Origin of the sequence: Nocardiopsis sp. NPDC006832 (assembly GCF_040635885.1) — a bacterium.
Classification (GTDB): domain Bacteria; phylum Actinomycetota; class Actinomycetes; order Streptosporangiales; family Streptosporangiaceae; genus Nocardiopsis.
The window spans coordinates 102,344-115,287 of sequence record NZ_JBEYLC010000010.1 but is presented as its reverse complement, the minus strand read 5'-3'; the positions used below and the strand labels follow the sequence as shown (position 1 = coordinate 115,287).

Here is a 12,944-nt window from a genome sequence, read left to right as displayed (position 1 = left end):
CTCACTTCACCCACTGGCGGACCTTCTTCGGCGCGCTCGGTTCGACGGCGTCGGGCCGGCGCAGGTAGAGGGGGCCTGGTTCGGGGAGCTTCTCACCACGGTGCAGACGCGACAGGGCGAGTTCGGCCATGGCGGCGGCGTCCGGCAGGTACGGTTCCGCGGCCGGGGAGTCGAGCGCCTCGGTGTACATGCGGGCGCCGTCACCGACCAGGGGCAGCCCCTCGGTGTCGATCTCGGCGGGCCGGTCGACCCGCACCTCGCCCACCCGGGTGAGGTGGTCGTCGTAGCGCGCCCAGAACACCTCCTTGCGGCGGGCGTCGGTCATCGCGAGGAAGGGTTCGGTGCGCTTGGTCGCGAAGGCCAGGGCGTCCAGGGTGGTCATCCCGTGGCAGGGGATCCCGAGCGCGTCGGCGAGGGCGTGCCCGGTGGCCAGGCCGACCCGGAGGCCGGTGTAGGGGCCGGGGCCCACCCCCACCACGATCTGGTCGAGGTCGGCCGGTTCGAGCCCGGACTCGGTGAGCACACCACGCACCGTCGGGGTGAGGAGTTCACCGTGGCGTCGGGCGTCCACCGAACTCGCGCTCGCGCGGAGGGTGAAGGCGCCCTCGTCGTCGGTCTCGCCGACGGCTGCGGTGACCGCCGAGGTGGCGGTGTCGAAGGCCAGGAGCAACACGGGTGTTCCGCCTATCCGCGCCCGGCCGTGGTGCCGGGCAGTTCGATGTCGGTCCACCGGGCGCCGACCGGGCGCAGGTGGACGGTGCGGGTGTCGTCGGGGTGGCGTTCGATCCGAATCTCCAGCCGGTCGTCGGCCAGGCCCTCGGCCACGCCCTCGCCCCACTCCACGACGGTGACGGACTCCGGGAGGGTCATGTCCAGGTCGATGTCGTCGATCTCCTCGGAGCCGCCGAGCCGGTAGGCGTCCACGTGCACGAGGGCGGGTCCGCCGCTCAGGGAGGGGTGGATCCGGGAGATGACGAAGGTGGGCGAGGTGACCGATCCTCGTACGTCCAGGCCCTGGCCCAGGCCCTGGGTGAAGGTGGTCTTACCCGCGCCCAGGGGACCGGAGAGGATGAGCAGGTCTCCGGGGCGGGTGAGCGCGGCGAGGTCACGGCCCAGGGCGCGCATGGCGTCGTCGGTGGCGGCGGTGACCGCGTGGACGTGGGGCACGCCGTTGGTGGTGGCAGTGGTGTTGGTCATCGGGCTCGCAGCTGGTTCCGGTTGTGGTTTCGGTCGGCCGTGGAGGCACGCCGGATTTCCCTCTTCACCCAGGTTAGGCGGGACAGGAGGTAGCGGTGACCGATTTCGGCGAGTGGGTCACGCCCCGCCGACGTACTCGCGGGGCACGCGCACACCGATCCGCGTGACGATCTCGTACGGGATGGTGTCCAGGACCTCTGCCCACTCCTGAGCGGTGGGGACGTTCGGGTGCTCGTCCGGGTCGCCGAACAGTACCGCGTACTCACCCGGGGCCACGGGGTCGTTCTCGACATCGACAACGAACTGGTCCATGCAGACTGTTCCCGCGATGGTGCGGCGACGTCCGCCCAGGAGCACCGGGCCCTTGTTGGTGGCGGCCCGGGGGACGCCGTCGGCGTAGCCCAGCGGCACGAGTGCCAGGGAGGTCTCGTGTTCGGTGAGGTAACGGTGTCCGTAGGAGACGCCGCTGCCGGCGGGGACCCGCTTGGTGAGCGCGACCTTGGATTCGAGGGTCATCGCGGGCCGCAATCCGGGCACGTCGAAATCCGGAATCGGGCACAGTCCATAACTCGCGATTCCGCCGCGGACGAGGTCGAATCGGGCCTCGGGCAGGGTCAGCAGCGCGGCCGAGTTGGCGATGTGCCGTACCTGCGGCTCCAACCCCGCCTTCTCGGCGATGTCGAGGGACCTGTGGAACACGTCCAGCTGCGCGCGGATCGAGGGGTGTCCGATCTCGTCGGCGCAGGCGAAGTGCGACCACACCCCGCTGACCTTGATGAACCCCTCCTCCTCGGCGCGGGCCGCGGCCTCGACCACCGATTCCCAGTCCTCGGGGGACACACCACCGCGGTTGAGTCCGGTGTCGGTCTTGAGCTGGACACGGGCCGTCCGCCCCAGACGCCGGGCCTCGGCGATCACCTCGTCCAGCACGCCCCGGTCGCTGACGCCCAGGTCGATGTCGGCCTCGATGGCCTCGCCCACGGGCTCCCCCGGCGGGATGATCCAGGACATGACGGGGACGGTGATCCCGGCCCGACGCAGTTCCAGACCCTCCTTGATCAGCGCGGTGCCCAGCCAGGACGCGCCGCCGGCGAGGAGGGCGCGGGCCGCGGGCACCATGCCGTGCCCGTACCCGTCGGCCTTGACCACACCCATGAGCGGTGTTCCACCGGCCCGCTCGCGGAGCAGACGTGCGTTGGAGGTGATCGCGTCCAGGTTGACGCGGGCGTGCGCGAAAGGAGCCATACCCACAGTGTTCCACGCTCTGGTTAGGTCAGGGAGCTGCGGGTATGTGGGCTACGACCGACTTACGGCCCTATTCCAGGGATATCGGTATGAACGAAAACGGAAGTGAACGAGCCGTCAATGTCAGCCGGCTCTGGTCGGGTGGCCTGGCCACCGCGGTGGTCGCCGCCCTGGTGATCTTCGCGGGGACCCTGGTCGTCCGCGGAGTCTTCGGCGTCCCGGTCCTGGCACCGGAGGACGCCGGTTACCTGGGTGACGCGGGGACGGTGGGCTACGCACTGGTGGCGGGTCTGGTCGCACTGCTCGCGACCGCCCTGCTGTACATGCTGTTGCTGTCGGCGCCACGCGCGCTCTCGTTCTTCGGCTGGATCATGGGTCTGGCCACGGCCATCGCGGCCTTCACGCCCTTCACCCAGGGCGCTGAACTCTCCAGTCAGGTCTTCACCGGCCTGGTCAACCTGATCTGCGGTATCGCCATCGCCTCGCTGTTGCGCGGCGTGGGCCGCAGCGCCATCATCAGCCGGGTTCCGGCCACCCCCGACGAGCGTCCCGGTCGGGCCCTGCGACACGAGGGCATCCTGCCCGACGTGAACCAGCGTGAGTACGACCCCGCTCGCTACCACGCGATGGAAGAGGACGCCGAGTACGACGAGGCACGTGCCCGAGCCGAGCTTCAAAAGGCCGAAGAGGAACGTGCTCGCCGAGATGTCTGACCGGACACGCCGACGACGAGACGAAGACGCCACCAAGAATGGGACGGGACCTGGACGCCAGGTCCCGTCCCCCTTTCGTGCGCCCGTGCCCCAGGGGCCCGGGGAGGGGCCGATAACGTATGGGTCGCCCTGAATCCCCCGTGGAGGAGCCCCCGGTTGAGTCGTGACGTGATCGCCCTGTTGGCGCGGAGCCCCGGCCGTCGTTCGTTGCTGGAGGCCCTGGCCGCGGTCGATCCGGCGTTGCGGATCCGGTTGGTGGCCGAGGGCACCGTGGTGGAGCTGCGCGAGGACTCCGGGCGGTTGGTGCTCGCCGTGCAGTCCGGGCAGAGGTTGGCCACCTCGTCCGAGGCCGACCGCCTGCTGGGCCGGGGCCTCGCCGACGAGCTTCCCGCGCAGCCGCTGTGGGTGGAGGCGAGGGGCACCGAGTTGGAGGACGTGGACACGTCGGCGTTGGCCCGCCGTTTCACCGAAGCCCTGGTCGAAAGACATGGCGGGGTCGTGTGGGAACCGGAGTCGCGGCTTGTGCGGGAACCCCACCTGCTCGGGGGCACCGACCATCCGGCGGTGAGCGCGGTGACCGAGCGACACGCGGTGCTGGTGCAGGACCGCCCGATCGTGTCGCTGTCCGGCTGGTTGGTGGACGCCCTGGCCCGGTACGGGCGCGAGGGCCTCGGGTTGCAGGTGGTCACCCCCTCCGACAGTGTGCTCACGCACGCCCTGCGCGGGCTCTTGGGCGACCCGAACGCCACCTGGGTGGTGCGTACCGACGACGGCCACCACTACGACGGTTTCAACGGTCTCCCGCTGGTGTGGCGGGACGACGTGGGTTATGTCCCCGACTCTCGGATGCGGGCGGCGGACGGCCCCCACCCGGACTTTCGAGCACGACAGCAACACGTCACCGGCTCCCACCTGCACGTGGACCTGCAGATGGACCACCCCGCCTCCGACGAGCCGGAGCTGGGAGGGGTGGTGGAACTGCTCGCCGAACGGCTCGGCGGAGCCCCGCCCGCGGTGTGGGGCGTGGCCGAACCGCTCTCCCGCGAGTGGGACACCGTCGACCTCACCACCCTGGCCCGGGGGCGCGCCCCCGGTGAGACCACCGCCCTCTTCCACGGCCCGCACGGAGCCGAACCCGTGTTCGGTGGGCGTTGGCGGGTCTCCCCCATCACCTCCGGGGTGCGCGAGAGCGTGCGTTTCACGGTCGCGACGGAGGACGAACCGGATCTGGAGGCGCTGGAGCCGCTGGTGCGGGAACTGGCCGAGCGTGACGGGCTGCGGTCCATGACCGTGCGACGCGCGATGGGTCGTACCGACCTGCTCCAGCCACCGCGCTGGGCCGGCGTGCCGATCCCGGTGGGACTGGCGGTGGGCGCCGAGGGCGTGTTGGCGGTCGGCAGGTCGAGCGCGCTGGCCGCCCCGGTTCGCGGCGAGGCGTTCGGCCCGCCGATGACCCCGGTGGTCTGGTACCGGATCGGGGACGGGGTGGAGCCGGACGCGTGGCGCCGGTTCCGGTCGCTGATGCGGCACCTGCGGCCCCCGGGCTCCCAGCCGGGTCGCCGGTGACCGTCAGGCGCCCATGACCAGGGTCTGGGCGTGACGGGCGCTGAGACAGTGGTCGATGACCATGACGGCCGCACCGATGACGCCGGCGCTCTCCCCGGCCTTGGAGGAGACGATGCTGAGGTTCTCGGTGGCCAGCGGCAGTGACCGCTGGTAGATGATCTCGCGGGCCCCGGCGAGGAGGTGGTCTCCGGCCAGGGCCAGCGCGCCGCCGATGACGATCACGGACGGGTTGAACATGTTGACCGCGGCGGCCAGGACCTCGCCGATGTCGCGACCCGCCTGACGTAGGGCGCGCAGGGCGGGGACGGACCCGTTCCGGGACAGTTCCACCACCTGGCGCGCACCCGTGGCGGGGACCCCGGCGGAGGTGAGCACCTCGGCGAGGGCGTGTCCGCTGGCGACCGCTTCGAGACAGCCGGTGTTGCCGCAACGGCAGGGCCGTTGTTCGCCGTTGGGGACGTGGATGTGTCCCATGTCGCCGGCCGCGCCTTGGGCCCCGCGGTAGACGCGGCCCTCGCTGATGATGCCGCAGCCGATACCGGTGGCGACCTTGACGAACATCAGGTGTCCGGCGCCGGGCCAGGCGACGTGGTGTTCGCCCAGGGCCATGATGTTGACGTCGTTGTCGACCAGCACGGGTCGTCGGATCGAGGCGCTGACGTGTCCGGCCACGTCGAAGTCGTCCCAGCCGGGCATGATCGGCGGGTTGACGGCGCGTCCCGTGGAGTGTTCGACCGGTCCGGGCAGGCCGATGCCCACACCGAGGAGTTCGTCGGCGTCGCGGTCGGCGGTGTCCAGTAGGGCGAGGCCGTGTTCGACGACCCAGTCCAGGACGGGTTCGGGCCCCAGGGCGATGTCGAGGTCGGCGCGGTCCTCGGCCAGGACGGTGCCGGACATGTCGGTGAGGGCCAGACGCGCGTGGGTGGCGCCGAGGTCGGCGGCCAGGACCACTCGCGCCTCGGGTCGGAACGAGAAGGTCGTGGGCGGGCGACCGCCGGTGGAGACCGCTTCTCCCGCGGGACCGATGAGTCCACTGGCCAGGAGCGCGTCGACGCGTTGGGTGACGGTGGAGCGGGCCAATCCGGTGACGGTGGCCAGTTCGGAGCGGGTGCGGGGGCGGCCGTCGCGCAGCAGCCGGAGCAGGGTCCCGGCGCCGGGTGCGGCCGTGGTGAGCGCGTCTTCCGTCATGCGAACAGTGAATCACAGGATCTATTGATTTCCTGTCAGCCAACTAATTTGTCCAGATCCGGCAACTTATGCTTGACCGTCGACATAAGTCCGACGTAACGTCCCAGACATGTCAGTGAAGAAGGTCACAAGTTCGGACGCCCCCTCGTCCGGACCGGCCATCCCCCAGGCCTACCGAGCGGCGATCGTCGGCACCGGCTTCATGGGACGGGTCCACTCCCACGCCGTCCGCGCCAACGGCGGCGAGGTCGTCGGGGTCGCCGGTTCCTCCCACGCCAAGGCGGAACGGTTCCGCGCCGAGCACGGCATCGCCCGGGCCCACGCCGACGCCCTCGACCTCATCCACAGCCCCGACGTGGACGTGGTGCACGTGTGCACCCCCAACCACCTGCACGCTCCACTCTCCCTGGCCGCCTTGGCCGCCGGAAAGCACGTGGTGTGCGAGAAGCCCCTGGCCACCGACGCCGACACCGCCCGCGAGCTCACCCGCGCCGCCTCCGCGGCGGGCCGGGTCGCCGTGGTGCCCTTCGTCTATCGCTTCCATCCCATGGCGCGCGAGGCCCGCGCGCGCGTGGCCTCCGGTTCCATCGGCCGGGTCGGTCTGGCCCATGGCGGCTACCTACAGGACTGGCTCCTCCACCCCGAGGAGAGCAACTGGCGGGTCGACCCCGAGCTCGGCGGGCCCACCCGGGCCTTCGGCGACATCGGCTCGCACTGGTGCGACATGCTCGAATTCGTCACCGGCGACCGCATCACCGAGGTCAGCGCCCAGGTCTCCCGGATCACCGACACCCGCGGGGAGAACGGCGGCCGGCCCGTCACCACGGAGGACCTGGTGTCCTTCCAGTTCGCCACCGGGGGCGGGGCCGTGGGCAACGCCGTGATCAGCCAGGTCTCCCCGGGCCGGAAGAACCAGTTGGTGTTGGAGGTCTCCGGGACGAAGGGTTCGCTGCGCTTCGACCAGGAACACCCCGAGACCCTGTGGGAGGGCGGGCGCGGCCGGACCGGGATCATCTCCCGGGACGACCCCGAACTCAGCTCCCAGGCCGCGCGTCTGGTCACCCTGCCCGTCGGCCACCCGCAGGGCTACCAGGACTGCTTCAACGCTCTGGTCCACGACACCGGGGCGGCGATCGCCGGAGACGAACCGGACGGCCTTCCGGTGTTCGCCGACGGTCTGCGCGCGGCAGCGATCGCCGAGTCCGTGCTGCTCTCGGCCGCGGAACGTCGCTGGGTCGACGTCCCCGCCATAGAAGAGGTGGAACCGGTATGACCGGCGCGCCCCTGCTCAGGATGACCGGCATCGGCAAGTCCTTCCTGGGCGTGCGCGTCCTGCACGGGGTCGACCTGGAGCTGCGCGCCGGCGAACTGCACGCGTTGGTCGGGGAGAACGGCGCGGGCAAGTCCACGCTCATGAAGGTGCTGGCGGGGGTGCACAGGGCCGACACCGGCCGGATCGAACTCGACGGCGCGGAGGTCTCCTTCGAGCACCCCGTCAGGGCCCAGCGCGCCGGGGTCTCCACCGTCTTCCAGGAGTTCAACCTGCTCCCGGAGCGCACGGTCGCCCAGAACGTGTTCCTCGGGCGGGAGACCCGCACCCGGGGCATGGTGGACGATCGGGCGATGGAGAGCGCCACCGCCGAACTCCTGGCCGACCTCGGGTTGGCGGGCATCGCCCCCTGGTCGAAGGTGCGGCACCTGTCGGTGGCCGAGCAGCAGGTGGTGGAGATCGTCAAGGCGCTCTCCCACGACGCACGCGTCATCTCGATGGACGAGCCGACCGCCGCCCTGGCCGACCACGAGGTCGAGGTCCTCTACCGGATCATCGCCCGGCTGCGGGAGCGCGGTGTGGGCATCCTCTACGTCTCGCACCGGTTGAAGGAGATCTTCGACCTGGCCGACACCATCACCGTGCTCAAGGACGGTCACCTGGTGGACACGATGGTGGCCGCCGACACCCGACCCGCGGAGCTGGTCCGCAAGATGGTGGGCCGGCCGGTCTCCTCCGTCTTCCCCGAACCCCTCGGACCCCACGGAGAACACGTGGGCGAGGTGCGCCTGTCGGTGTCCGGCGCGGGGAACACCCGACTGGACGGGATCGACCTGGAGGTACGCGGCGGCGAGATCGTCGGGCTGGCCGGGCTCCAGGGCAGCGGCCGCACCGAGATCGCGCACGGGCTCTTCGGCGTCGACCGGTTCACCCGAGGTGAGGTCCACGTCGACGGACGTCGGATCGACCCGCGTTCACCCAGGCAGGCGGTACGCGCCGGCCTGGCGTTGGTCACCGAGGATCGCAAGAGCCAGGGCCTACTGCTCGATCAGTCCGTCCTGGCCAACGCCCGCCTGGTGCTCGACGCCGTGCTGCCGTTCGGTTCGGGGCGGCGCGCCCGGCGGATCCCGGGCATCCTCTCCTCCCTGGAGCTGGTCGCCCGCGGCGGCCACGGGCAGGAGGTCCGGTTCCTGTCCGGCGGAAACCAACAGAAGGTGGTTCTGGCCAAGTGGCTGGCCACCGACCCCGGCGTCATGATCCTGGACGAACCCACGCGCGGGATCGACGTGGGCGCCAAACAGGCCGTGTACTCCCTGATGCGCGAACTCGCCGCCGCCGGGGTGGCGATCCTGCTCATATCCTCCGAGCTGCCCGAGCTCATCGGGATGTCCGACCGTCTCGTCGTGCTCGACGACGGCCGGGTGGCCGGCGAACTTCCGGGTGGTTCCAGCGAGGAGACCGTGATGGCCCTGGCCACCGGTGCCTCCGTACACCGTGAGGAGGCCGCCCCGTGACCCGAGTCGTCTCCGCTTCGAGGAACCTGCGCGCCCGTACCGGCACCACCGGCCTGGTCTACCTCGCCCTGGTGATCGTGCTGGTGGGCGGTGCCCTGTTCGTGGCCCTCCGCGGCGGCAACCTGTTCACCGCGGCCAACACGGTGGACCTGTTCACCCGGTCCAGTCTGCTGGGGTTCCTCGCCATCGGGCAGACCCTGGTGATCCTGTGTCGTTCCCTCGACCTGTCGGTGGGGTACGTGACGGCGCTGTCCACCATGGTCGCCGCGATCACGATGGCGGGAGACCCCTCCCGCATCGTCCTCGGCATCGGGGCCACCTTGGGCCTGGCCGCGTTGATCGGCCTGGTCAACGGGCTCATCATCACCAAGCTGAGGGTCAACCCGTTCATCGCCACCCTGGGCATGGGGCTGATCATCAAGGGCTACCTGGACACTCGTTTCCAGGGTCCCGGCGGGTCGATCCCGGCCGAGTTCCAGATGTTCGGTCTCTCCAGGGTCGGCGTCCTGCCGGTCTCCACACTGGTGATGTTGGCGCTGGCCGTGGCCGTGATCCTGTTCCTGCGTCGCACCCGGACCGGTTTCCACATGTACGCCGTGGGCGGTGACGCCGAGGTGGCGCGCCTGTCGGGGATCCGCCCCGAGCTGCCGGTGATCATCGCGCACGTGCTGTGCTCCATGACGGCCGGCGTCGCCGGTCTGCTGCTGGCCTCGCGCTTCGGCACCGGCAACACGCTGGTGTACGGCAACGGCTACGAGCTGGAGGCCATCGCCGCGGTCGTACTGGGCGGGACGTACCTGTTGGGCGGGCGCGGCGGCGTCGCCGGGACCGTCGCGGGCGTGTTCATCCTCGCCACCCTCGACACGGTCTTCAACACCCTGTCCGTCGACCCGTTCGTCAAGGACGTACTGCGCGGCGCCATCGTCATCGCCGCAGTGGCCATCTACGCCCGTGGGCAGCACGCCCGGACGGCCGTCCGCCTCCGTTTCCCCTCCGGCGGCGCACCACCCTCGGCGGGCGGTCCCCCGGATCCCCCGACTTCACCACCGGAAGCGGAACCCGCGGCCCGGGGAGGTACCCGATGACCGAACCGACGACCGCCCGCGCCCGCTTCCTGTCCACCCTGCGCGGTGGTACCGGGACCGTGTCCGTGCTGCTGGTGCTGATCTTCGTGGTCATCGCCACCCAGAACCCGTCGTTCTTCGAGGGGCCGCCGCTGATGGCGTTCGCGAAGAAGGCGGCCCCGCTGGTCGTCCTCGCGATCGGCCAGTACCTGGTGATCGTCTCCGGTGAGTTCGACCTGTCGGTGGGTTCGCTGGTCGGCGCCCAGGTGGTGATCGCCGCGCGCCTCATCGACGGCGACGAGGCGATGACCTACCCGGTGATCGGGCTGATGCTGCTCTTCGGTCTGTTGGTGGGTCTGGTCAACGGCCTGGTCACCACCCTGCTGAAGGTCCCGTCGATCATCACCACCCTCGGCACGATGCTGATCCTGTTCGGCGCCGTGCGCTACTGGACCGGAGGCGCGCCCACCGGAGCCCTGTCGGAGGGCTTCCGTGTGTTCGGCCGACACGGTCTGGAGGGTGTCCCGGTGCTGGGACAGCTCCCGTGGGCGCTGGTCATCGCCGCGGTGCTCACGGTCGGGGCGATCCTCCTGATGCGTTCGCCCTACGGACGTTCCCTCATGGCGACCGGTGACAACGACACCGCCGCCGCCTTCTCCGGGGTCCGGGTGTGGCGGGTGCGCACCCTGGCCTTCGTCGGGTCCTCCCTCATGGCCACCGTGGCCGCCGTCCTGATCGGCGGCTTCGCCGGGGTGACCGCCCAGGTCGGTGAGGGATTGGAGTTCACCGCCATCACCGCCGTCGTCCTGGGCGGCGTGGTGTTGGGCGGTGGTCGCGGAACCGTCGTGGCCGCCGTGCTCGGCGCCCTCACCGTGGAGGCGCTCTTCACCCTGTTCAACCAGCTGTACCTGCCGTCGACCATCCAGCCGACGGCCCAGGGGCTCATCATCATCGCGGCGGTGGCCTACGCCTCCCGTCGCGGCGACCCGCGTCCACCGACTCGTCCGCGAAGGCGACCGGACCCCCCGAACGAGCGGCAGCTCGACTCTTCCAGGAGGTAACCCCCCATGCGCGCATCCCGCGTACTCCTCGCCGGCGCGGCCGGCCTGACACTGGTACTCAGCGCCTGTACGACCGACGCACCCGAGAACCCCGACGAAGGCACGGCCGAGGGCGAGAACGGCGGCGAGCTGTCCCCGGACGCCGAGTGGTTCGACCAGGCCGAGTTCGACGCCCAGATGGCCCAGCGCGACATCGAACCCGAGGGCCCCGCCGACGAGCCCTGGATGCAGGCGATCGAACCCGAGTGGGTCGACACCTCCGACTTCGCCATCGACGACCCGGAGGACGCGCACCTGTGCTTCTCCAACGCGTCGGTGTCCAACCCCTGGCGCGTGACCGGCTTCATCACCATGGAGCAGCAGGTCGAGGCGCTGGTCGACGAGGGCCGGATCGGCAGCTTCGACAGCTCCGACGCGGCCGACGACGACAACCAGCAGATCTCCGACATCCAGGCGTTCGTGGACTCGGGGAACTGCGACGCGATCATCATCTCCCCGTCCACCACCGCCACCCTCACCCCGGCCGTGGAGACCGCCTGTGAGAGCGGTGTCCCGGTTGTCGTCTTCGACCGTGGCGTGAACAGCGACTGCATGGTCACGTTCATCCATCCGATCGGCGGTTACGCCTATGGCGCCGACGCGGCCGACTTCCTGGTGGAGAACCTGGAGCCGGGTTCGACCGTCCTGGCACTGCGCATCCTGCCCGGTGTCGACGTGCTGGAGCACCGGTGGGCGGCCGCTCAGGAGATCTTCGCCGACAGCGAGCTGGACGTGCTCGGTTTCGAGTTCACCGAGGGCGATGGCGCCCAGATCAAGGACCTGGTCTCCCAGCACCTGCAGCGCGGTGAGGTCAACGGCATCTGGATGGACGCCGGTGACGGCGCCGTGGCGGGTCTGGAGGCCTTCGAGGACGCCGGTCAGCCCTACCCGGTGATCGCCGGTGAGGACGAGCTGAGCTTCATGCGCAAGTGGGACGAGGAGGGGCTGACCGCGATCGCGCCGGTGTACTCCAACTTCCAGTGGCGCACCCCGGTCATCGCCGCGGGCATGATCCTGGCCGGCGAGGAGGTCCCGGCCGAGTGGGTCCTGCCTCAGGACCCGATCCGTGAGGACGAGCTCGACGACTACCTGGACCGCAACTCCGACATGCCGTCCCTGCACTACGCGAAGTTCGGCGGCGAGGACCTGCCGGGCTTCCCCGAGGCCTGGGTGGACCGGTAGATGCGCGCGCTGGGGGTCAACACCTGGGTGTGGACGTCTCCGCTGACCGACGCCGCGCTGGAACGGATCGCGCCCCGCGTCGCCGGGTGGGGGTTCGATCTGCTGGAGCTGCCGGTGGAGAACATCGGCGACTGGGACCCCCGGCGTGCCCGCGTCCTCCTGGAGGACCTGGGGTTGGACGCGAGCGTCGTGCTGGTCATGGGGCCGGGTCGGGAACTGGTGGCGACCGACACCGACACCCGACAGGCGACCCGGGACTACCTGAGACGGGTCGTGGACGCCGCGGCGGAGGTCGGTTCCACCGTCGTCGCGGGCCCGGCCTACGCCTCGGTGGGACGTACGTGGCGGATGTCCCCGTCTGAGCGGGCGGGACTGCGCGCCGAACTCACCGAGGCGCTCGCCCCCGTGGTCGACCACGCGTCGGCCGCGGGGGTGCGGGTGGCCGTGGAGCCGCTGAACCGGTACGAGACCAGCGTGCTCAACACCGTCGACCAGGCCCTGGAGGTCCTCGCCGACCTGCCCGCGGAGCACTGCGGGCTGGCGCTGGACCTCTACCACATGAACATCGAGGAGCGGGACGTGGCGGACGCGATCACCCGCGCCGCCGGCCGGATCCATCACGTCCAGGTCTGCGCGAACGATCGTGGGACGCCCGGAGCCGACCACCTGGACTGGTCACGCATCGTGAGCAACCTGGGTAAATCCGGTTACTTTGGACCCCTGGTCATCGAGTCGTTCACTGCCGACAATGAGTCCATCGCCACGGCCGCGTCCGTGTGGCGGCCCCTGGCCGTCTCCCAGGACGCGATCGCTGTCGACGGCCTGGCCTTCCTCCGCCCGCTCACGACCTCCCTGCCCCCGTCGAAAGGAGCCGCCGTGTACTGACACACGATGAGGCGGCCATC

The 12,944-nt window shown here is 70.5% G+C and carries 12 protein-coding genes; 8 read left to right on the top strand and 4 right to left on the bottom strand.

Features of this window, described 5'->3' with window-relative positions:
* Nucleotide 1 precedes the first annotated feature (1 nt).
* The 3 genes from tsaB to alr all read right to left on the bottom strand — a co-directional run bounded on the left by tsaB (nt 2) and on the right by alr (nt 2,442).
* On the bottom strand, nt 2–673 hold the full coding sequence (tsaB, locus tag ABZ717_RS07715; RefSeq protein ID WP_358507028.1) for a tRNA (adenosine(37)-N6)-threonylcarbamoyltransferase complex dimerization subunit type 1 TsaB: 672 nt from the start codon (nt 671–673) through the stop codon (nt 2–4).
* Nucleotides 674–684: 11 nt separating this feature from the next.
* Nucleotides 685–1,197 carry a tRNA (adenosine(37)-N6)-threonylcarbamoyltransferase complex ATPase subunit type 1 TsaE gene (gene tsaE / locus ABZ717_RS07710; protein WP_358507026.1) on the bottom strand — a complete coding sequence of 171 codons (513 nt, stop codon included), beginning with the start codon at nt 1,195–1,197 and terminating at the stop codon, nt 685–687.
* A gap of 117 nt (nt 1,198–1,314) precedes the next feature.
* The gene (gene alr / locus ABZ717_RS07705; protein WP_358507024.1) at nt 1,315–2,442 is read right to left on the bottom strand and encodes an alanine racemase; all 1,128 of its coding nucleotides are present in this window, start codon (nt 2,440–2,442) and stop codon (nt 1,315–1,317) included.
* A gap of 89 nt (nt 2,443–2,531) precedes the next feature.
* Here alr and ABZ717_RS07700 point away from each other — a divergent pair, with 89 nt between their 5' ends.
* Both ABZ717_RS07700 and ABZ717_RS07695 read left to right on the top strand, forming a co-directional pair.
* The gene (locus ABZ717_RS07700; protein ID WP_358507022.1) at nt 2,532–3,155 is read left to right on the top strand and encodes a DUF6069 family protein; all 624 of its coding nucleotides are present in this window, start codon (nt 2,532–2,534) and stop codon (nt 3,153–3,155) included.
* A gap of 156 nt (nt 3,156–3,311) precedes the next feature.
* On the top strand, nt 3,312–4,721 hold the full coding sequence (locus ABZ717_RS07695; RefSeq protein WP_358507020.1) for a DUF6177 family protein: 1,410 nt from the start codon (nt 3,312–3,314) through the stop codon (nt 4,719–4,721).
* A gap of 3 nt (nt 4,722–4,724) precedes the next feature.
* Here the strand turns inward: ABZ717_RS07695 and ABZ717_RS07690 are convergent, their stop codons facing one another.
* Complete coding sequence (locus ABZ717_RS07690; RefSeq protein WP_358507018.1) at nt 4,725–5,909, bottom strand: ROK family transcriptional regulator; 1,185 nt, start codon at nt 5,907–5,909, stop codon at nt 4,725–4,727.
* Between the two features lie 115 nt (nt 5,910–6,024).
* Between ABZ717_RS07690 and ABZ717_RS07685 the strand changes: the two genes are divergently transcribed.
* From ABZ717_RS07685 to ABZ717_RS07660, 6 genes are read left to right on the top strand one after another with little or no spacing between them, the layout of a single operon-like run.
* Complete coding sequence (locus ABZ717_RS07685; protein WP_358507068.1) at nt 6,025–7,182, top strand: Gfo/Idh/MocA family oxidoreductase; 1,158 nt, start codon at nt 6,025–6,027, stop codon at nt 7,180–7,182.
* A complete protein-coding gene (locus tag ABZ717_RS07680) occupies nt 7,179–8,693 on the top strand; it encodes a sugar ABC transporter ATP-binding protein (protein ID WP_358507016.1) in 1,515 nt (504 codons plus the stop codon). Before ABZ717_RS07685 ends, ABZ717_RS07680 begins: the two co-directional genes overlap by 4 nt.
* Nucleotides 8,690–9,778 carry an ABC transporter permease gene (locus ABZ717_RS07675; RefSeq protein WP_358507014.1) on the top strand — a complete coding sequence of 363 codons (1,089 nt, stop codon included), beginning with the start codon at nt 8,690–8,692 and terminating at the stop codon, nt 9,776–9,778. The genes ABZ717_RS07680 and ABZ717_RS07675 overlap by 4 nt, the downstream gene beginning before the upstream one ends.
* On the top strand, nt 9,775–10,818 hold the full coding sequence (locus tag ABZ717_RS07670; protein WP_358507012.1) for an ABC transporter permease: 1,044 nt from the start codon (nt 9,775–9,777) through the stop codon (nt 10,816–10,818). Before ABZ717_RS07675 ends, ABZ717_RS07670 begins: the two co-directional genes overlap by 4 nt.
* 6 nt (nt 10,819–10,824) lie before the next feature.
* Nucleotides 10,825–12,039, top strand: coding sequence for a substrate-binding domain-containing protein (locus ABZ717_RS07665; protein ID WP_358507010.1), 1,215 nt, complete (start codon nt 10,825–10,827; stop codon nt 12,037–12,039).
* The gene (locus ABZ717_RS07660; RefSeq protein WP_358507008.1) at nt 12,040–12,924 is read left to right on the top strand and encodes a sugar phosphate isomerase/epimerase; all 885 of its coding nucleotides are present in this window, start codon (nt 12,040–12,042) and stop codon (nt 12,922–12,924) included.
* The last annotated feature ends 20 nt before the right edge of the window (nt 12,925–12,944 follow it).